Raw genomic sequence first — 21,663 nt, 5'->3', positions numbered from 1 at the left:
CTTCTTGTTGGATGGGCGGCAGACCCGGGAATAATGTTGACTTACAGGTGAAGAGACGATGACTGAAAATCTTAATCCCGTGATGGGAATAGCAAAGAAATACAAACGGATTGACCACTTGGCTATCGCAGTGACGTCATTGGATAAGGCTTTGAGTCTGTACCTGGATGTACTGGGCTTTACGTTTGTCGAGCGCAGGATAACGAAGGGCGTAACCACCGCGATGGAGTCGGCCGTATTACAAGGAAACGGTTATACGCTGGTGCTGTTACAGGGGACAGACCCACAGTCGCAGGTCAGCCTGTATGTCGAAAAATATGGGCTGGGTGTCCAGCATGTCGCCTTTGAGGTGGACGATCTGGAAGAGATCGCAACCGAGTTGGCGGCAAAAAGGTATTGAATTTTCCACCCAGGTTATCCTTGGCCAAAATTTAAAGCAGATTTTCACCAAGCGCGATGCTGAATCGGGAATGATGTTTGAGTTTATAGAACGCCATCGCGAGGGGTTTGAAGGGGGCAATATCGAGGGGCTGTTTCGACAGTTGGAAGCGTCACAGCAAATTTGATTGCGGAGGTTATTTATGCCACTGACAGTGGAATCGAGCCAACTGGCATATCAGGATCACGCGGATTTGAATGCAATGCGTTTTCTTAATGAAGTCATAGAACGCTACCCCAATGCAATTTCGTTTGCCTCTGGTCGCCCCTCGAAGATCAATGCGCAACCCGAAAAATGGTCGCACTATATTGCGTTATTTTCTCACTATCTGGCTGATGCACGCCATCAAAGCTTGCCGCAGGTTGCCGCGTTGCTCGGCCAATATGGCGACACGCGAGGGATAATCAATGCGTTGATTGCCAAACAACTGCTTGAAGATGAAGCTATTACGCTAGCACCAGAGGAGATACTGATAACCAATGGTGCGCAGGAAGGTATGGTTATCTGCTTGGATACGCTGTTCTCCCCTGGACATGATGTACTGCTGGTCACCGACCCGGCGTATATCGGTATCACCGGTGCGGCGAGAATAAAAGGCATTGATGTGGCGTATGTGGAGTGCGATAGCGAAGGGCCACTTATCTCAGCCCTCGAATATCAGGTAGCCCGCATCGCTGCGGACGGAAAACGTGCCCGCGCCGTCTACACCATCCCTGATTTCTCCAATCCCTGTGGCACGACGTTATCGCTGGCGCGCAGACAGGCGCTGCTGACATTTTGCTGTGCCCAAGGGCTGCTGGTGTTGGAAGACAGCCCTTATCGGTTGTTTGATTATGCCGATCTTCAGCTCCCGACGCTCTTTGCGCTAGATCGCGAGGCTGTGGTGATCCATATCGGTACATTCGCCAAAACGCTGTGTCCAGGCGTTCGCATCGGTTACCTGGCTTGCCGAACCCGAGTCAGGCAGGGCGACGGTTCGCATCCACTCATTGATGAGATGACGCGTGTAAAAAGCTTTATTTCCGTCAATACCGGCCAAATTGCCCAGGCGATTGTGGGGGGCTTCCTGTTGGAAAACGGCTGTTCGCTAAAAAGCGTCATGCTGGAGGTCAGAAACCATTATCGTGAGAAACGCGATCGGTTAGTGGAAGGCCTGACGAACTGCTTTTCCGACAGTAACACCGGCCTTTCATGGAATGTTCCGCAGGGCGGGTTCTTTCTCAATCTGACCGTGCCGTGCGAGATTACGCGACAGGATATTGAGCGCTGCGCAGAGGAATTTGGCGTGATTGTCGTGCCGACGGCGATGTTTTCTAATTCGAATCGCTACGATAACGTGCTGAGGCTCTCCTTTAGTTACGTTGAGCTGGAGCAAATTGACGCCGGGGTTCATCGGCTATCCCGGTTTATCAAGGAACTGATCAATACAGCGCAACAGACCCCGTTTCACCGCGATAACGAGGATGCATCTTTCGCGAGGGCAAAAGAATGAAGATGAGCCAACTGGTGTTGTCATTGATGGAACAAGGGATCTATCTGACTATCTCAAAGGGGGATCTGATCTATAAGTCGCTCAGCGGAGAGCCGAAAAGCACGTCTCTGGCGTTACTTAAACAACATAAAGTGGAATTGTTGGACTTCTATAAAGGGATCTGGCAAAGCGTAAACCACACTGACCGCCAATTTCCTGAGCGGGGGGATTTTGAGATAGCACCACTCTCGTTTTCCCAAGAACGGCTGTGGCTAAATGAACGGCTGGGGGCTGAAGAACAGATCGGACAATACAATATTACGGGCGCGTGTCGGCTGGAAGGCAGAGTAGATATTTCCGCCATTGAACAAGCGCTTGAGGCGCTGGTGGCGCGTCAACCTGTATTGCGGACGATCATTTTGCAGGACGCCGATCTTGGGGTTATGCAAGTGGTGCGTGAGAATACGCCCTTATTACTGCAGCAGCAGGATTTAAGCGGCGATCCGCAGGCCGCCAAGGCAGAGCAGCAGCTTATCCAGCAGGAAAGCGCCCGACCTTTCGATCTGGAACGGGATATGATGCTACGCGTTAACCTGCTTAAGCGCAGCGAGATCGAGTATGTGCTGGTTTTCACCATGCATCATATCGTTTCTGATGGTTGGTCGATGAATCTATTAATCGATGAGTTTGGCACGCTTTATAACGCCTACGCTCAACGTCGGGAGGCTGCACTACCGCCGTTGCCCCTGCTTTACACCGATTACGCCCGCTGGCAGCGCTATGTGGCTAATGAGAACACCGATCAGAAAAAGCAGCATTATTGGAAAGCGCAACTGGCAGGCATTCCGCCCGTTCATAACGTGCCGCTCGATTTTTCCCGTCCGGCGAAGCAACGATTTCACGGCGCAGCGCGTGATACGCTGATTGCGCCGGAGCAGGTTGCTCTCTTCGAAGTGCTGTGCCGCCAGCACGACGCAACCCTGTTTATGGGGCTGCATGCGGTGTTTGCTGTGCTACTCGCGCGCTACAGCGGCGAAAAAGACATTGTGATGGGAACGCCGATTGCCAACCGAGAGCGCCTTGAACTGGAGGCGCTGATTGGATTTTTCGTTAATATGATGGTGTTGCGCATCGATCTGTCCAGCAACCCAACTTTCGAACAGTTACTCGCCCGCAGCAAGACCTGCATCTCCGATGCGTTTGCCCACGCCCAGCCCTTTGGTTACGTGGTGGATGCCGTACAAACGGAGCGTAGCCTTAGCTATAGTCCGATTTTTCAGATAGTGATTTCGCTGCAAAGCAACACACACCGGGGCGCGCAACTCAATGGCGTTAATATTCAAACCCTGCCCGTCACCCGCGACAGCGTTAAATACGATCTGGTGTTGGATTTCGCCCCCAGCGCAGACGGATTACGTTTGACGTGGGAATACAATACCGATCTCTTTTCCACCGCTACGATTGCAGGGATGGCGGAACATTTTGCTACCCTGTTCTGCCAGGTGACAGCGACGCCGACGGCGGAACTGTTTGGTTTATCTCTGCTCGGTGAGCATGAGAAAACGCGTTTATTGACCTGGGGCAACGCGCAGTCCGACGTTCGGCGCGTGGACGATAAAACACTGATTGATTTTCTTCGCCAACAGGTCGTACTGCGCCCGCAGGCGATCGCGCTAATGTGTGATCAGGCATCGATCAGCTACGGTGAACTGGGGCAATGGGTTGAAAACGCTGCTTTTGTCCTGCGCTATCAGGGGATAAAACCAGGGAATGTGGTGGGGGTGTGTGCGGAGAAATCCTTTGAGTGGGTCGCCAGTATGTTCGCCATCTGGCAATGCGGCGCAGTGTATCTCCCCATCGCGCCCAATACGCCGTCGGCACGCGTCGACTATATGCTCAACGATGCTGCCGCCAGCCTGCTGCTCTTTGATCAAGCGGGGGCGCCAGCCGCAGAGGTTCAGGCGACCTCTTTGGCAAAGATGTCGCTCGAGGCGCTTCTGCGCGAGCGAGGCGTCGCTCGGCAAGAGGCACCTCAGGCGCCGTGGGATAACGCAGCGATAGCTTATTTGCTCTACACCTCCGGTACGACGGGGCGACCCAAAGGCGTTCTCATTAGTCACGCCAATGCCGTCAGTGTCCTTGATGGCGTTGCTGACCTTTTTGATATCGCGCCGGACACGGTGATGCCCGCTATTGCTTCCGCCGCTTTCGATATCTCTCTGTTTGAAGTCGTGATGCCGTTGATGCGAGGAGGGCAGGTGATGCTCTACCGCCACCATGAGGTGACGGATATTCCACGGCTGGTCAGCGATATCGATCACTGGACAAGTCTGCATGCCGTACCAGCATTGATGAATGCCATTCTTGATGAGTGTGATCTTAAACGGCTACAGCCAGTAAAACTGCGTCAACTGTTCGTTGGCGGGGATAGTGTTTCAAACCAGATCCTACAACGATTAAAAACGACGTTTGCCACACAGCAGATTGTGGAGCTCTATGGGCCGACAGAGGGAACGATTCTCTCGACGGCGAACTTGATCAATGAACCGGTTGGAGAATTAAAAGGCGCGGTGATTGGGCATCCTTTACCGCATGCGAGAATCTATATTCTCGATGAGGAGGGTAACCTGACTCCTCAGGGGGTGGCCGGTCAGTTGTGTATCGGCGGAGCGGGGGTGGCCGTAGGCTATTTGAACCGGGACGAAGAAAACCATCGACGTTTTATCCACAGAGCATCGCCAGCCGCGGCGTCTGAGTATGAGCGGCTTTACCATACCGGTGATATTGCCCGTTGGCGAAGTGACGGCAACCTGGAATTTTTAGGCCGCAACGACAGCCAAGTCAAGCTACGGGGATACCGTATTGAACTGGCAGAGATCGAAGCCTTGCTGTGTCAGCGCAGTGATATCAAGCAGGCATTGGTTGTGGTGCAAAATCGCAACGATAACCCCTGTCTGGTCGCCTATATTATTGGTGAGGGCGCCGATGATCCTAAGACCCTGCGCCATTGGCTGGCTAAGCAACTCCCTGACTATATGGTTCCCTCCGCGTACTGTAAGCTGGCCTCGCTGCCGTTGACGGTTAACGGCAAAGTGGACAGATCCAGACTTCCAGAGGTTGCCGTTCACACCGAGGTTGCTGAGACTACCCCCTTGCGCAACGAACGTGAACGAGAGCTTTGTCGCATATGGGAGCACGTTCTTGGCGTACCGAACGTTGGCATTTACGATGATTTTTTCGCTATCGGCGGCCATTCATTGGCGGCTATTAAGATCGATATGATCTGTCGGCAGACGCTTAAGGTGGATGTGCCGCTTTCGCTCATTTTTGAACATAAAACCATTGCGAATATCTCCGCATTCATCGCGGAAAAACAGGATGTCATCACCATTCCTCATGTGGAACAGCAGCGTCACCCGCTTTCACTGGCGCAAGAGCAGATGTTGTTTACCGAAGAGCTCGGCAAAGGTGGCAGTGCCTATCATATTCATTACTTTTCCCCGTTGGATAACGATGCCGATATTCCCGCATTAATCGAAGCCATTAATCGCACAGCCGAGCGTCATCCGGTGCTCAAATCGGTCTATTTGTTCGGGGATAACAATGAGTATGAGCAGGTTCGGCTTGACGGAGATATCGAGGTTTTGCACCAAGCGGTAGACGGGGAAGACGCATTGCATAGCGCGGTTGAAGCCTGTATTGCTGCCCCGTTTGATTTAGGTCGAGAACCGGGCCTACGGGTGCGTACCTGGTCGGTGGGCAACACAAACTATTTATTGTTGCTGTTCCACCATATCGCTTTTGACGGTTGGTCGGAGCGCGTGTTTATGTTCGAACTGGCGCAGATCTATCAGGCGCTGATTCAGCGCAACGCGGTGACGATGGCCGACCCCGTGATCAGTTATGGCGATTATGCCCGCTGGGAAAGAAACCTGCTGGCAGACAACGGGCTTGAATCGTTTAACACTTTTTGGCGTACTCAGTTGGCGGGGATTTCGCCGTTGTCGTTGCCGCTAGATTATCCACGTCCGGCGTTTTTGGTACATGATGGAAAGATTTATAATGTTGATTTTTCATATGAAAAATACCAGATATTGAAAACGGTAGCTCGAGAAGAGAGCACCACGCTGTATGCTGTTCTGTTGAGTGCTTTTTTCCTGACGTTGTCGTCAATCTGCGAGCAGAACGATATTGTCATCGGAACCCCTTCTGATAACCGCGATCTTCCACAGGTACGGGAGGTCGTGGGCTTATTCGCCAACACGTTAGCGCTACGCAGCAGAATCCAGCCTGAGATGACGCTCTCTGATTATATTGCCGGGGTGCATCAATTGATAACCCACGCCAAATCACACCAACAGCTTCCGTTTGGCAAAGTGGCGGAGATGATCGCCGGCAGACCCGACCCATCAATTCATCCGGTGTATCAGGTCACGTTCAGCGTGATTGATGCGGTCGAGTCGAAAAAATGGCAGCAATGGTTGCCTATCGATTTTGAAACCAGCAGGAAGAAAAGAGCGCTCTACAACCCAGCCAAACTGGATCTCTCGCTGGATCTGGTTGATTCCGGCGATCATATGTACGGCGGTTTTACCTATGCGACGTCGCTGATGACAGAGCAGACGGTCATCATGATCGCAGAACGGTTGAAAAGCATCCTGGCGGGGTTGGCGGATAAAAGGGAACGACGCATCCACACCCTGTTGACGCCGTGGCTAAAACAGGGCTGATGTTTAATCGAGGTTTTTACGGCGTTTGGGTAGCACGTCCATAGACAAAAAGGATGGATTCATTTTGATGAATGATAAACTTTATCTTAAAAGTAATGTTATTGCTGAGCCTCTTTGGAATCAATGGTATGCCTGGACATTCTTGATTCAACCCGTCACCGCAGCGTTTCTCAATGAACATCATCTGCGTATTTTGGAATCCTATGTTGAAGCGCCGGATCTGCACGCGATGGCGGCGAAAAAATCGGCCCTGCGTGGTGGTGCCTTTTTAGAAAATACCGGGGAAGTGGCTGCCGTACAGGCGCTTATCGAGCAAACCAAAATCAGGCTTGGTAAACACCGTGAGCTTGTGCAGGCGATTAAAAAGCTGGAAATATTATTGCAGCAAGAGGCTAACGGGGGATCGCTCGATTCCTTTTATGATCACATTGACCCTTGCCTGAAAGGGTATATTGAAATTGTGTATGACCTCAACCATACCCCAAAAATCCGCTTTATAGAGCCACTCTTTTATCGCAGCGAATTTTACGATGAAACGTTGCAGAGTATTTCTCTGTCAGAGTCCTCTGTTGATGGGCGAGCTTTCGTATTAAGCAGTCCTCGCTTTGCCAGCGATACTGCGCTTCATATTGCTATGCCATTTCGTAACGCCGCGTGGGACGAGCTCTTTGCAATGCGTTGGCGTGGCACAACGCAGGCACAGTTGGAACAATGGTTGTGTCGGGCGCTTGGAGAGGTATCGCCGACGCAATTAGCGCTATTTAGCCGTTTTTTTACCACACGCCCACCGGAAGCAAAAAAAGACCGTGAATATCACGGGGACGGTGTTCGGGTGCGCTACTTTGGTCATGCCACCGTGTTAGTGCAGACCCGGAACGTTACGGTGATGACCGATCCTATCGTTTGCTATCCCTTGGCGGGGGACGATAATCGCTATACTTTCGATGATCTGCCGGAAAAAATAGATTATGTGGTCATTACCCATAATCATCAGGATCATGTCATGTTCGAGACGCTACTGCAGCTTCGACACAAGATAGGAACGATCGTGGTGCCCAGATGTTCCGGCGGCGATCTACAGGACCCTTCATTGCGGTTGACCTTGAATGCCATTGGGTTCGATCGTGTTGTTGAATTGGCGGAGTTGCAATCCCTCGATATTGAAGACGGTAACATTACCGGGCTACCGTTCTTGGGAGAACATGGCGATCTGGATATCAGGAGTAAACTCGCGTACTGCGTGCAACTGAACGATAAGCGTTTTCTGTTTGCCGCCGACTCCAACAATCTGGACGATCACCTGTATGGCAAGATACGGCAAGTCGTGGGCAATATTGACCATCTGTTTATTGGCATGGAGTGTGCGGGAGCGCCCCTCTCTTGGGTATATGGCCCTCTCTACACCAAACCTCTCGCCTATAAAATCAATCAATCGCGTCGTTTAAACGGCAGTAATTTTGAGCGGGCGTTCAATATCGTCAAGCATTTCTCCGCGCAGGGCGCGTATATTTATGCCATGGGCGCGGAGCCTTGGTTAACCTTTATTTCCAGTATTTTCTATGAAGCTGACTCAGCGCCGATCCTGGAATCGGAGCAATTTGTGGCCGCCTGCCATAGTCAGGGAATAGATTCCCGGCTCCTCTATGGCCGAGACGAAATGGAGCTGTTATGAATTATCATTTTCGCAAAGAGGCACTACAACGTTCATTAACGTGCTGGCAGCGGGTTGCTCCCTGTCTCGGTTGTAATATTTCAGTGATGGACTCTCTGGGCAATCATTGGCACAGTGCCAGCGGCTATGCGCAGTTGGAGAGTGATAACCCGTTGCAACCCCTAAGCAAATGCTACATCTACAGCATTTCTAAGGTATTCACCGCCATTCGCATTCTCCAATTGGTTAAACAGGGACGCATGGTACTGGATGAAAAAGTGGCGGTTTATTTAGGGGATTTGGGCCTTTCATCCGACATCACGGTCAGACAGTTGCTCAATCATACCGCGGGTGTTCCGAACTACACGGGATTTAGCGAGTACGATCCGGCAGTGAAAGAGCGGCCTGGGCAGCCGTGGGGATTTGCGGAAACCCTACGCCGTGCTGGCGAACAGGAAGCAGATTTTCCGCCTGGGGAAGGTTGGGAGTACAGTAATACGGGCTATATGTTGTTAGCTCGGTTGATTGAGGTCGTGACGGATCAGAGCTATGACCACAATATAACCCAGCATATTATTCACCCACTGGGTCTGCAGAATACCCGCGTGGCCACCGATATTGATCGTGGTGAATTAATTCCTGGTTACAGTCGCAAGTTGAATCATGAAGGGATACTGCAAGATATTACCTCGATTTATCATCCGGGATGGTGCCATACGGGAGTGCTGACCTCCACCACGGAAGATATTTGCCAATTGTTTATCGCATTGTTTAACGGCAAACTCATTGATGCTGAACTGCTGGATGAAATGTGTGGTTTTGTCTCGATTGGTCGCCGTGCAGGGGATTTTTTCCCCAACCCGGGTTATGGCTTGGGATTAATGATCGATCCCGATTGGGGAACCGCAGGCTTATATGGCCATGGCGGTGAAGGTCCGGGATTTAACACCTGGGCGGTGTATATTCCTGATTTTAATGGACACTGGCTGGCAATCACTATTTTTTGCAATACCAGTATGCCCGGGCAACCGGTACATTTGGTGAGCGACTTATTGCGAACGCTTTCTGCCTGATATTTTGCGACATCTTGGTTTTTTCGCGCCCTGCCACTGATTAAAAACACAGCGGCAGGGAGGATGTTTGCTAAACATCATCGGAGATGGCACTGTTGACACTATGGCTGTGTTGCGCGGTGTCGTTGGCGTGAGGGGAAATAACGCTCGATACTTTTCCGTCCTCCATCGTAATAATTTTATCCGCAGAACTAAAATAGCGGTCATCATGCGTAATGGTGATGACGACTTTTCCCTTATCCCGTAAGTAGGGGAGCACTTCATAATAGAAGAACTTCTTAAAAATCGGATCTTGGTCTGCTGCCCACTCATCGAATATGTAAACGTCTCTGTCTTCCAGTAGGCTGGTTAATAACGCCAATCGCCGTTTTTGACCATCGGATAATTTTATGTTTTTAATGCTGTTATCTTTGATTGTCACCACTTTATCTAAACGAAGATAGGTCAAATAATGCTGTGTTAACTGAGGGCCTTTTTGGCTTAGTTGTCCATAAAGTTTTTTGAAAATATGGAAGTCTGCGTAAATGGCATTGATGAGATTACGAGCGGCGTTGCGATTATCATCGGTTATTAGTTGATCACCAAAATATATTCCCCCTTGATTGGGGATATAATGTTGACTGAGGATTTTACCCAGTGTCGATTTACCTGAGCCATTTCCGCCTACGATAAATGTTATTTTCCCTTTTTCAAAGCTCAGATTAATCGGTGCGAGTTTGAAGGCGCTGTCATTTTCGCCTTTATACTCATAGCTGATGTCTTTCAGGGTGATTACCTGCCAATCTTGGAGCGACGCCGATTTTCCTTCCGGTTCATGATACAGTTTATCTTTTATCTCAACCACTTTCGCGGCGGCAATGCGGCTCATATTAATGCGTCCTAGACTTTCAAGGATAAACCCCATTGGACCGCGAAGATACATCAGCGCGACGATAATTCCGTAAACGTCAGCCGTGGATAAATGATATTTAAAAGCCAAGTGAAAAGTGACGACGCCAATAATCAGAAACGGAACGATGTCGCCGAAGATAAAAGAAGACATCATGAGAACATAGCCCTTATTTTCGTTTTGGAGCGCGATATTCTCATTTTTCCGTAACTCTTCTTCAAAAAACTCCTCAGATTTTTTCTTGTTTAGCTTGAGTTCTTTTGCGCCATACAATAATCCGCGTACGCCTTCCTGTATCATATCTTGCTGGCGTCGTGAACGCTTAAGGAACTTTAGCGCCACCCAGTGTGGCGCCTGATAACCAATAACGCCAATAACCAGGCATAAAAGCACGATAAAAAATACACGGGTGTCCAGATAAAAAATATACCCCATTACACCGGTTGCGGTAATTAAAGATACCAGGCAGAGCGGGATCATCGTCATCGCTGAAGAAACATGCGGAATGTCTTTATTCAAGATGGTAATGAATTTCGACGGCCCGATCTCTTCTATCTGTTCGATAGGCATGTTTCTTATTTTTTGATAGATCTCAATTTTTAACACTACAGAGGCTTTTCTGGCTAATACATCGACGACGGACAGGGAGATGAATTTTGTTAGCCAAACGCAACCACATAAAATGACAAAAAATATCGCTAACTTATCAATGGGGGAGTTAAAGAAACCATTGTTTGATAACGTTTGACTCATTGAGCTATAGGCGTTGTCATCAATCGAGTAAATAATCGTAGGTATCAATAAGGTGTAAAAAAGCCCGGATATGATACTGAGAGCTATGGTCATGGCAAGCAGACCAGGGGAGGTTTTCCCCAGATAGGATAATAGTAAAAAATGAGAGCTTTTTTTCATGCTATTTTCCTTCCGGCGTGAGCGTCAGTTGCTTAACACGTTTTTCTGCAAATATCGGGATATATTTCATATCGCGATGCATTTCCATTTGATCGTCGTAATGCTGACTTAACACGTTACCCGATTGCCCAGTTGATAAAATAAATACATCCTGCTCTTTGTCACCCATGTCATTTATTTGACGATAGGCGGCGCTGATAAGTTGAATAAATGGGGTTTCTTTATTGTTAAAGTCAGGAGGGGCAACATTGATCGAGAACGGTGAACCGGATGAATCTATTTTACGATGATAAATAAAAGATAACGGGTTATGGATGGTTGGGGGAATGAATTTGCTATATTTTGGCTGGCTGAAAGGAATATGAGGATAATGCGCCGTGTGGATATTTCCCCATTTCCACTCTTGCATTGTCGATCCGATGAGTGTTGACAGGTCAGCCAACGCATAATCTAACGATGTACTTAACACGTGGTGGCAGCTATCGGCTGCGCTATCTGTTGCATCTGGCTGATGACAATCGAACGTCTCGGGTTGTTCCAGCATTTTGAGCAACAAAGCCGGTTTCAGGTTTGTTGTTAGCAGGCTTGCTGCCGCTGGATTACTGGGATAATTTTTCAAACTGCTTTCCAGCATCATACGATAGAAGTTGGCAATCCAGCTTTGATAAATCGTCGCGGCAATAGAGTCTGCACGATAATCACCGTTCCAGTTGCGCAAATATGTTAATGCTTGCTGCTGTTTTTCATCTTCGCTCGTCAGTTTTAACAGCAAGGGCAACGTCTTTTGGGTATAGAGATCGAGCGTGTCGCCCTGTATCTTTTTCATATCGTCGACGCTGGCACTACCTCGTGCAATCAACGCGTCGAGCATTGAGGCGATGCGGTTAACGCGATAAGGCGGCTCCCAGTCGCGGGTAATGTTATACCGATAACCTATGGGGGTAACATCATTGTTGGCGGTGGCGATATAACCACGTACAGGATTATATTCCTTCGGCAACTCGTCAAAAGGGATAAACGCTTGCCATTTGTATTTTGAGAGCCAACCTGCGGTTGGGACGCTACCGTCCCCGGCCTGGCGAAGTGGTATTTTTCCGGGAGAAAGTTGCCCTATATTGCCGTTTTCATCGGCGTAGACATAATTCTGTGCCGGTGCTTCATAATGCTCAAATGCCTGCAGAAACTGATCCCAGTTATTGGCATAGTTGAGAGCCAGCAGGCTGCTGAATGAACCTGCTAGCCCTTCCTGCCCGGCCCACTGTACACTGTAGGATGCATTAGCACTGTTGCTGCCGGCATCGCTGATGACAGGGCCGAAGACGGTACTCCTGGCGTAAAATGTAACTGGCGGTATAGGTTGTTTGAATGGCGCATGACGAATGTATATCGTCTCCTGATGCTTTTCCATTTTTTGATAAGCGCCATCAATCTCATAAAGATCGTTTTCTACCGGGTGGGTCTTGAGCAGCGACAAATCTTGAACATCCGCCCCCATATTGGTGGCTCCCCACGCAATATGTTGATTGCGTCCGATCGCCACAAAAGGTAAGCCGGGAAAGGTGGCTCCGGTAACATTGAGGTGGTCGCCACGAAGGGAAGCGACATACATCAAGGTCGGCGATGAGGTTTGAAAATGAGGATCGTTGGCTAACAGCGGCTTGCCGGATTTGGTGTATTTTCCGCTTAGCACCCAATTGTTGCTGCCGATTTGCTGGCCATCCAGGTGCGCCAGCGAGGCAAACTGTTGCTGCAACTCAGCCAGATTGGGCAATAGGGCGCGCTGATCCGACGTTGGCGACGAACTGCCGTGACTTGCGGCGAAAACGGGATCAAACTGCGACAACCCTTCAGCACCAAACGCATTGGCCAGCTTCTGACGCAGTAACTCATCATTCACGTTGCGACCAAGGTTCCACGCCATCAGTTGCATCCAGCTTAATGAATCGATAGCCGTCCAAGGCTCAGGCTGGTAGTGAAAGGTCAGAAATTCAGAGGGGAGAAGCGGCGCAGTCGTCATCCATTGATTGACGCCGTCAACATAAGCCTGAAGGATTGCTTTTTCCCTGGCGCCAAGCTGGTGCCAGGCTTTTTCGGCATTTTTATGCAGGCCAAGTATTCTCGCGTATTTATCCACCGCGAGGGTTTTCTCACCCAGGATTTCGCTCAACCTTCCGCTGGCCAATCGCCGGTTGATCTCCATTTGCCACAGCCGATCCTGCGCATGGACGTAGCCTAAGGCGAAAAAAGCGTCAATGTCCGTTTCAGCACGAATATACGCGGTGGCATAGGGATCGCGTTCGATAATGATGTCTTTTTGTATCCCTGGCACAACGATTTTGCCCTCTTGCGGAGGCAGGCTTCGGCAAAGATAAAGATATCCAAACAGTAAAAGGAGTAGGAAAGGAATAATAACACCACAAATAAATCGGGTGCTGATAGGGAAACGCTCAAAAAGGCGGGTAGTTATTTTCATATCAATCCCGGCAGTTGCAGCGCGTCGGCATTGTGCTGACGACAATTTTTAAGTGGAATAAATAGCGTCGAAAATGCGTAAACATCCAGAATAGATGCTGTGGCACTCATCATCGCATTGGAATCAGGATGTATACGGATAAACAGCTAGTCGCCTAACGTCTCATCCATATGTTTTCTAAGACTTAATGGACGCATATCGGTCCAGACTTGTTCGATGTAGGCTAAGCACTTTTCTTTGCTATCAATAACGCCCGTTTCTTCCCATTTGGCAGGGAGAGGAAGGTGTGCTGGCCAAATTGAATACTGTTCTTCGTGATTAATCACCACTTTAAATGTGAGCTGGTCGTCCATTTCTACATCCTCACTGTGATATACGATAAGTTAATTTTTCTAACACAATGTACTTTGCGCCATTCCAATTGTAAATAAATATGTGGACGACATTTCCGGCAACCTCCCGCCTGTTGGCGCGACAGGCCGATGGTTAGCGGGCTGGGCGGTCACGCAGTTTCTTTTGTTGGATTATTGTAAATACTTATCGGTAACCAGCGTGCAAAAAAAGCGCATTTGATCTGTGTAATATTTTGCAATAGATTGACATTGTTTATGTATTCTCTCCGAAATCACAACATGCGTTACGCAAGTTACGTGCCGCTGATGGCCATTATTCAGTCCCAATATTGGCAGGCAGGAGTATTTGCGTTTCTTAGAGATGTTCTGACGCTTTTATGCCCGACATGTTTGAGATGAAAGTCAGTGGACATCACGTATCAAGGAGCTAGTGATGGAAAACCTGAATCCGTTTGATGATGAAAATCAGCCCATGTTAATGCGCTACGATCGGCTGAGGCAGTACAGTTTGTGGCTCGTTTTCATGCTGGTGCTGACAGAATGGGCCGCGGTGTTTGACCCTGCTGCGAAGGCGTAATGCCGCTCATGGCTGGAAAAAATGCGCTTCGATAGGCTCCCGGAACCTATGCACATCATCCCGTGACACCAGAAGGAACTCATGTCATGACCGATCACGTCGTTTTACCAACCAGCGTTGAATTTCCACTTGTTGCCGCACAGCCCGGTATTTGGTTTGCTGAACAAATTTCTCCCCACGGAAACGCCTATGCGGTAGCCCATGTTATTGAACTGAATGGCCCGTTAGATAAAGACTGCATGCTGCAAGCAATAGGCTTGGGGCTAGAAGAAGCGGATTCTCTCCGCTTTCGTTTCAGAGAGAATGAGAATGAACTGGTGCAGTGGCACGATGCATCGGCACCACTCAACGTCGATTACGTTGATCTTACCGACTCGTTAGACGCAACTGCCACCGCCAGGGTATTAATCCAAATCGATCTCGCCAGTGAATTGCGGGTAACCGGCGGCAAACCGCTCTACCGCCATATTTTGATACAACTGGCGGAAAACCACTGGTATTGGTATCAACGCTACCATCATATTCTGGTTGATGGTTACAGTTTTAATATCATCAGTGGCCGTATCGCCGAAATTTATAACGCACAAAAAAATAAGCGGCAACCGAGAACCGCGTGGTTTACGCCTTTTACGGATATCATTGCGGATTATCAGGCATATCAACAGTCAGACGCATGGCGGCTTGACGCTGCTTTCTGGCAGGAACACGCGGCCAGGCTGCCCGTTGCGGCGACGATCAGCGCACAACCGCTGGCAGGACAAATCCCCACCACCAACATCCATCGCGTTACCCAGTACTGCTCTGGGGAGTCTATGACCAAGCTGTTGGCGGCGGTGGATGAGAAACAAAAAATCAGTGCCTCCGATCTCGCCTTAGCACTGACTGCGATATGGGTTTCGCGTCTTTGTCACCAAAGTGATTTTACCGCCGGGTTTATTTTTATGTGTCGGCTTGGGTCACGCGCACTCACCACGACAGGACCGGTGCTAAACGTATTGCCCACCTCAATAAGTTGCCCGCCGCAAGCCACGGTGTTTGAGGTGGCAGCATCGCTTGCCAGCGAATTGAAAATAGCCCGCCGCCATCAGCGTTACGGTATTGAGCAGTTGCAGCGCGATCTGGGCGCGGTCGGCGATGCCCAGCCGCTGTATGGTACGGTATTCAACCTGAAACTTTTTGACGAGAGGCTCGATTTTGATGGGATCGAAGGGGTTTCCCATCACATCACGTCTGGTCCGGTACGCGATCTGGAAATTGTGTTGTTTATCGATAAAGATAACGGGCTAAAGGTGGAGTTGCTGGCTAATGCTGAGCGTTATGTCAACGATGAGCTGGCGGCCCACCTTCAACGGTTGCCTTTGTTACTGGAACAGTTCGCGGCCGTGCCGGCGTTGAAGGTGGGAGATGTCGATCTCTTAACCGAACAAGATCACCGGCTACTCAACGAGGTTAACAACACGGCGCACCCGGTGGCCGATCTGACGCTTGACGAGTTGTTGCGACAACAGGTGCAGAAAACGCCTGATGCGCCCGCCTTGATGGATCGGGATCACCACCTCACCTACCGCGAAATGGACGAGCAGGTTAATGCACTTGCGCACCAATTGATTCAGTTGGGCGTGCGGCCGGGGGACATTGTCGCTGTGGCATTGCCGCGTTCCGTCTTCCTGTCGCTGGCGCTGATGGCGGTGGTCCGCGCCGGTGCGGCCTGGTTGCCGCTGGATACCGAATACCCTACCACGCGGTTAGCGATGATGCTGGAAGAGGCTAAACCGGCATTGATCATCACCGTGTCGGAGCAACAGGAACGTTTCGCCGATAAGAGCAAAACCCTAAGCTACGATGCACTGCTGACGGTCGGCTACCCTGTGGCGGGTATCGACAGGCCGTTGCCGCAGCATCCTGCCTATATTATTTATACCTCCGGCTCTACCGGGCGACCTAAAGGCGTCATCGTCGGTCAACAGGCGATCGTCAATCGGTTGTTATGGATGCAGCATCAATACCCCTTGTCCGAACAAGATGCTGTGCTGCAAAAAACGCCTTGTAGTTTTGACGTGTCGGTCTGGGAGTTCTTTTGGCCGCTCATCGTGGGGGCCAGGTTGGTAATGGCACCGCCAGAGGCGCATCGCGATCCCGCGCAATTGCGGCGGTTGATTGCTGACTATCAAATTACCACCTTACATTTTGTGCCCTCCATGTTGGCTGCGTTCTCCAATGCGCTGACCGTTGAGCGGGCGACGGATGCGCTTGCCTCGCTGCGTCAGGTTTTTTGTAGTGGGGAAGCGCTGCCAGCAGAGCTGTGTCGGCATTGGCAACGTTGGACATCCGTGCCGCTCTATAATCTCTATGGCCCGACGGAGGCGGCGGTGGATGTGACCGCTTATCCTGCCTGGGGAGAGTGGTTAGACAAGGTGACGGGTGCTACCGTCCCCATCGGTTTTCCGATATGGAACACGGGGTTGCTAATCCTTGATGCGCGGTTACGCCCGGTTCCGCCGGGCGTCTCCGGCGAGCTGTACTTGACCGGTGTGCAGTTGGCGCAAGGCTATCTGTGCAACCCTGGCTTGACCGCCAGCCGTTTTGTGGCCAACCCGTTTGGACAAGGCGAACGGATGTACCGTACCGGTGACATGGTGCGCTGGTTGCCTGGTGGCGAGGTGGAATACCTGGGACGCAGTGATGAACTGGTGAAAATTCGCGGCCAACGCATTGAACTTAATGAGATCGTTCATGCTTTACAGTCCTTGCCGGGTGTCAAGCAGGCCGTTGCTGATGCGGTGGTATTGACCAATACTCCGATGGACAACGGTGGGGATGAGCGGCAACTGGTCGGCTACCTGATCGCCCAAGATGGCGTAGCGCTGGATATGGATATGCTCCATACCGCATTGACCGAGCGTTTGCCGCCGCATATGGTGCCCGCCTTGCTGGTGGAAATCGATAAATTACCCCTGAGTGCGAACGGAAAACTTGATCGCAAAGCATTACCGCGGCCAGAGACTCAGCGTAAGAAGATCGGCCGTTTACCTAAACCGGGGTTGGAGGCAGATATTGCGGGTATTTTCTCCCGTTTATTACAACGCGATCCTGTCTATGCCGATGATGATTTCTTTGCTTTGGGCGGTCATTCTCTGCTGGCAATGCGTCTTGCTGCCGAGTTGCGACGTGATTTCAAACGGGAGGTATCGGTAGGGCAAGTGATGATGACGCCAAAAGTTGAAGAGTTAGCGCAGTTACTCTTAACTGACGATCATCACAATATTGACATTGAGCGCCTGGGTTTCGATAGCATACTGCCTTTACGTATCGCGAACGGTCCAACGTTGTTTTGCATGCATCCGGCTTCCGGTTTTTCCTGGCAGTTCAGTGTGCTGTTGCGTTATATCGATCAAAATTGGTCGCTGGTAGGGATTCAGTCACCTCGCCCCAATGGGCCGCTGGCAAACAGCGAAACGATGGTTCAGATGGTGGATGCACATCTGGAAACCGTATTGCAGGTGCAGCCGCATGGCCCCTACCATTTTATCGGCTATTCCCTGGGGGGAATGTTGGCACAGAACATCGCGGCGCGTCTGCAAGAGCGCGGTGAAAAGGTTGCCTTCCTTGGTCTGTTGGATACGTATCCGCCGGAAAGCCAGAACTGGGGGGTAATGATGAATGATAACGTCATAAAAGAAGTCCAGCGCGAGCGTGATACCTTCCTCATGGCCGCAAAAGATACGCTTGAACAGGCGCTGGGTGAACAACGCCAGGCGATGATGCGTGACCTTGAACAGAATTACTCAGACGCCGTGCGGCTCTTGTCCCATGCAAAATCGGTGGAGTTTAAGGGGGAGGCAACGTTGTTTGTTGCCAAGCGTACATTACCCGCGGGGGTCAATGTGCAGAAAGCCTGGGCTGGCTTTGTGGGGACGCTCAGAGCACATGAGCTGGACTGCTCACACGTGGATATCATTTCACCTGGAACGTTTAAGATCCTGGGGCCGTTACTCAATCGCGTGCTGCGTACACTATGATGCTCATACAGGGTAAGGATCACCAATGATTACATTAGGGTTGTCTGGCGGTATAGACACGTTATTCTCCAATGACTTTAAGTTAGGTATGGAAACGCTGTCTCATGACAGCGCGGCAGCATTAATGATCGATGGGCGCGTGATTGCCGCCGTGGAAGAAGAACGCCTTAACAGGATCAAACATACCAACTTATTTCCATCGAATGCTATCGAGTTTGTGTTACAGCAGGCCAATATCGGCGTTGAAGATGTTGATGTTTGCGCTATTTATTTGAATGAAACATTTTTGACCATCGGGGCTATGGTTCGCCAAATCGAACTTGGACGGGCGTCGATACAAATGAACCTGCGTTCTATCATTGCGCAACGACTACAAGAGGCGAGCGATAGCGCACTGGATATTGATCAGATAGCAAGAAAGATAAGGTTTTATGATCACCATTTGTGCCATGCCAAGAGTGCGCTTCATTATGCTGGTGAGGGAAAGTCGCTGGTGTTTGTCGTCGATGGCATCGGTGAGGAGGTTTCTGGTTTAATCGGGTGTCTCTCGCCAAACGGTGATTTCGACGTTTTGGAAACGTTATCGAGATCGCAGTCTATTGGTCTTTTTTATCTGAGTGTTACTCGTTTTCTTGGGTTTTCCTTTCATGACGAATATAAAGTGATGGGGATGAGTTCGTATGGTGATCCGTCGGTTTTTGAGGCATTGGTCGGTTCGCTATACTACAAAAATAAACAAAACAGGTATGAGTTCCTCTCTGCGCCCGAAATATATTGCCGTTTAGTGCAGCAGATATCACCGAGAGGAAAAAATACAGAAGTTACTCAGGCGCATAAAGATTTGGCCGCTGCCCTGCAAAAAGCGGTGGATGGCATTATTCTTGATATCGTCAGCCATTGGCGTGACGTCACCCAGACGCGTTCCCTGATTATGTCAGGGGGCGTTGCGCAAAATTCGGTCACGAATGGCAAAATATTACGTTCGGGACTGTTTGATGAGATTTTCGTTTCTCCCGTCAGCCATGACGGAGGCTGTGCCCTGGGGGCAGCAATATTAGCGACGGAAACTGCGGGTATTATCATACCTCGCGCCATGAAGTTCGATCCGTATTTAGGTCCCGCTATCGGTGGCGAAACAGATATTCAGGCCGCGTTGGAAAAGTGGCAACCCTTTATCGAGGTAACCCATTCGGACGCGATTGAAAGTGAAACTGCGTCTTATCTGGCAAAAAAACTATGTGGTGGGGTGGGTGCAAGGCCGAGCAGAATATGGCCCTCGTGCATTAGGGAACAGAAGCATTTTGGCCGATCCGCGTCCCAAAAGTAACCGCCAGCGAATCAATCGCATTGTCAAACATCGTGAGGATTTCCGGCCATTTGCGCCCGCGGTATTATCCGACTATGCGAGTAAGCTTTTTGATATCCCTTCCAGCCAGTGTCAGTTGGATTTTATGACGCATGTTGTTAACGTGAAAGCGCCTTATCGTGAATTACTTGGCGCGGTTACACATGCTGACGGTTCCGCACGTATCCAAACGGTTTCACGTGAAGATAACACCAAGTTTTGGCGATTAATTAGCGAGTTCAACCGACTCACTGATTGCCCGGTGTTACTGAATACGTCGTTTAACAATCATGCAGAGCCTATTGTGACGTCGGTAGAGGATGCCATTGTTAATTTTTTGACCTGTGAGCTGGATTTGTTGGTTGTCGATAACTTCATTGTCCACAAGAAGGCCTTGAACGAACATAATCTTCTGCAACTGTCGTTGTCACTTCCTCCCCATATTGGTCTACGCCAGGACGTTCAGCAGAGAGATAAAAAACGGATGCAAACAAACTTTTATCTGTATGGCAGGACAACACATGCCGAATATCCTATAACAGAGGCGATGTATTATTTACTCAACCGCTGCCAATATGGCAATAATCAACTCTCTTCATTGATAACCGAATTAGCGCCAGATCTGTTTAATACATTAAAGACACTGTGGTTTGAGCGTCTGATTGTGCTTAGGCCAGGAAATTACACTGAACAAATAAGTATAAATTATCTGAACAAAATGCCGATGGATTCTACAAATGGTTCAATAAATTAAGATAACTGACTGTTTTTATTTACTTCATAATTGAACTATTAATGCAGTAACGGTCTGGTACTCTAAATAACTTCGCCAAATAGTAGATCACTTGGAAGGAACTCAGTCCGAGTTGCGCGATCTGATCAATCGCCAAATCAAAACAAACCACCAACCGGACTGAGCAATGCCGATCATAGCCGCAATCCCAGATGAAGAACGACAACGAATGCGTAAAGAAGCCCAACAAACTATCAGTCTGTTAGAAATATTACGGCGTACATACCGAAAAGCAAAAACCATTACGTTAGTCGTGGATAATTACATCATCCATAAAAGCCGCAAGGTAGAACGTTGGCTGGAGAAAAATACGAAATTCCGGTTGCTGTTCCTGCCAACCTATTCGCCGTGGCTGAATCCGATAGAGTTGCTGTGGTTGTCGTTACACGAAACGATAACGCGCAATCATCAGTGCCGCCACATGTGGCGGTTACTTGAACAGGTAAAGCTGTTTATGAATGCCGCTTCGCCGTTCCCCGGAAATCAACACGGCTTGGCTAAAGTGGAGCGGTAATATGCAAAGTTATTTAAATGGTTTTAACAGATCTGCCGTCTGGACAATCCCGATATCGTGAGCGCGCATGAGTAATACAAAACGTTCGTAAACACGGGTTGCCTGATGCGCAAACGGCATCGTGATTTCCCTGATGGCGCCTTCAACCATCAGGTTGACCAGTTCCGAGCCGGATATGCCCAATAATGCGGATTGTTTTTCGATAAATAATTTTGTTGACGGTCGAAATCTGACTGAAAAAGGGCCTTTGTTACTGCCATTATTCGGTGCCATATTCTGGTCTGTTGTATTGAGCGCCATGGCTGCCATTTCGGCCATGAGCGATGTCAGATTCGGCTTCATCGTAAAATTTCCCTGGTGTTGACGCTGTTGTATTCAAATCGAATACGTGAACTTATTAAATACGCAGCACGGTTTTTTGTAT

General features: G+C 49.6%; 13 protein-coding genes and 1 pseudogene. 10 read left to right on the top strand and 4 right to left on the bottom strand.

Going from position 1 to position 21,663, the window contains the following annotated elements; translation table 11 throughout:
• Window positions 1–58 precede the first annotated feature (58 nt).
• The 5 genes from DPA2511_RS21950 (at window position 59) to DPA2511_RS15715 (ending at window position 9,364) form a co-directional block, all read left to right on the top strand.
• On the top strand, window positions 59–400 hold the full coding sequence (locus DPA2511_RS21950) for a VOC family protein (protein ID WP_226376608.1): 342 nt from the start codon (window positions 59–61) through the stop codon (window positions 398–400).
• A 181-nt stretch (window positions 401–581) separates the two neighbouring features.
• A complete protein-coding gene (locus tag DPA2511_RS15730) occupies window positions 582–1,931 on the top strand; it encodes an aminotransferase-like domain-containing protein (protein WP_015854736.1) in 1,350 nt (449 codons plus the stop codon).
• On the top strand, window positions 1,928–6,640 hold the full coding sequence (locus DPA2511_RS15725) for a non-ribosomal peptide synthetase (RefSeq protein WP_015854735.1): 4,713 nt from the start codon (window positions 1,928–1,930) through the stop codon (window positions 6,638–6,640). The genes DPA2511_RS15730 and DPA2511_RS15725 overlap by 4 nt, the downstream gene beginning before the upstream one ends.
• A 67-nt stretch (window positions 6,641–6,707) precedes the next feature.
• The gene (locus tag DPA2511_RS15720) at window positions 6,708–8,312 is read left to right on the top strand and encodes an MBL fold metallo-hydrolase (RefSeq protein ID WP_015854734.1); all 1,605 of its coding nucleotides are present in this window, start codon (window positions 6,708–6,710) and stop codon (window positions 8,310–8,312) included.
• Window positions 8,309–9,364 carry a serine hydrolase domain-containing protein gene (locus tag DPA2511_RS15715; protein ID WP_015854733.1) on the top strand — a complete coding sequence of 352 codons (1,056 nt, stop codon included), beginning with the start codon at window positions 8,309–8,311 and terminating at the stop codon, window positions 9,362–9,364. Before DPA2511_RS15720 ends, DPA2511_RS15715 begins: the two co-directional genes overlap by 4 nt.
• Window positions 9,365–9,434: 70 nt before the next feature.
• Here the strand turns inward: DPA2511_RS15715 and DPA2511_RS15710 are convergent, their stop codons facing one another.
• The 3 genes from DPA2511_RS15710 to DPA2511_RS15700 all read right to left on the bottom strand — a co-directional run bounded on the left by DPA2511_RS15710 (window position 9,435) and on the right by DPA2511_RS15700 (window position 13,991).
• A complete protein-coding gene (locus DPA2511_RS15710; RefSeq protein WP_015854732.1) occupies window positions 9,435–11,165 on the bottom strand; it encodes a cyclic peptide export ABC transporter in 1,731 nt (576 codons plus the stop codon).
• Between the two features lies 1 nt (window position 11,166).
• Window positions 11,167–13,638, bottom strand: coding sequence for a penicillin acylase family protein (locus DPA2511_RS15705; RefSeq protein ID WP_015854731.1), 2,472 nt, complete (start codon window positions 13,636–13,638; stop codon window positions 11,167–11,169).
• A gap of 146 nt (window positions 13,639–13,784) precedes the next feature.
• The gene (locus DPA2511_RS15700) at window positions 13,785–13,991 is read right to left on the bottom strand and encodes an MbtH family protein (RefSeq protein WP_015854730.1); all 207 of its coding nucleotides are present in this window, start codon (window positions 13,989–13,991) and stop codon (window positions 13,785–13,787) included.
• A 433-nt stretch (window positions 13,992–14,424) separates the two neighbouring features.
• On the opposite strand from DPA2511_RS15700, the gene DPA2511_RS23540 reads away from it, so the two are divergent.
• From DPA2511_RS23540 to DPA2511_RS15680, 5 genes and pseudogenes are all read left to right on the top strand, one after another.
• Entirely contained in the window at window positions 14,425–14,568 is a 144-nt protein-coding gene (locus DPA2511_RS23540) for an MbtH family NRPS accessory protein (RefSeq protein ID WP_015854729.1), read from the top strand.
• A gap of 86 nt (window positions 14,569–14,654) precedes the next feature.
• Window positions 14,655–18,587 (top strand): enterobactin synthase subunit F, encoded by a 3,933-nt coding sequence (locus tag DPA2511_RS15690; RefSeq protein WP_015854728.1) that lies wholly within the window; start codon window positions 14,655–14,657, stop codon window positions 18,585–18,587.
• 25 nt (window positions 18,588–18,612) lie between these two features.
• Window positions 18,613–19,914: a carbamoyltransferase N-terminal domain-containing protein gene (locus DPA2511_RS23235; protein WP_051122257.1), complete on the top strand. Its 1,302-nt coding sequence runs from the start codon at window positions 18,613–18,615 to the stop codon at window positions 19,912–19,914.
• Window positions 19,826–20,686 (top strand): carbamoyltransferase C-terminal domain-containing protein, encoded by an 861-nt coding sequence (locus DPA2511_RS23230; protein WP_226376663.1) that lies wholly within the window; start codon window positions 19,826–19,828, stop codon window positions 20,684–20,686. The genes DPA2511_RS23235 and DPA2511_RS23230 overlap by 89 nt, the downstream gene beginning before the upstream one ends.
• Before the next feature lie 232 nt (window positions 20,687–20,918).
• Window positions 20,919–21,239 (top strand): annotated as a pseudogene (locus DPA2511_RS15680) (IS630 family transposase); the annotation flags it as partial.
• Between the two features lie 9 nt (window positions 21,240–21,248).
• Here DPA2511_RS15680 and DPA2511_RS15675 read toward each other — a convergent pair.
• Window positions 21,249–21,581, bottom strand: a complete 333-nt coding sequence (locus DPA2511_RS15675; RefSeq protein WP_015854726.1) for a hypothetical protein — start codon at window positions 21,579–21,581, stop codon at window positions 21,249–21,251.
• Window positions 21,582–21,663 lie beyond the last annotated feature (82 nt).

Source organism: Musicola paradisiaca NCPPB 2511, from assembly GCF_000400505.1.
GTDB classification, from domain to species: domain Bacteria; phylum Pseudomonadota; class Gammaproteobacteria; order Enterobacterales; family Enterobacteriaceae; genus Musicola; species Musicola paradisiaca.
The sequence above is the reverse complement of the archived record's forward strand: the minus strand, read 5'-3'. Positions and strand labels throughout refer to the sequence as shown.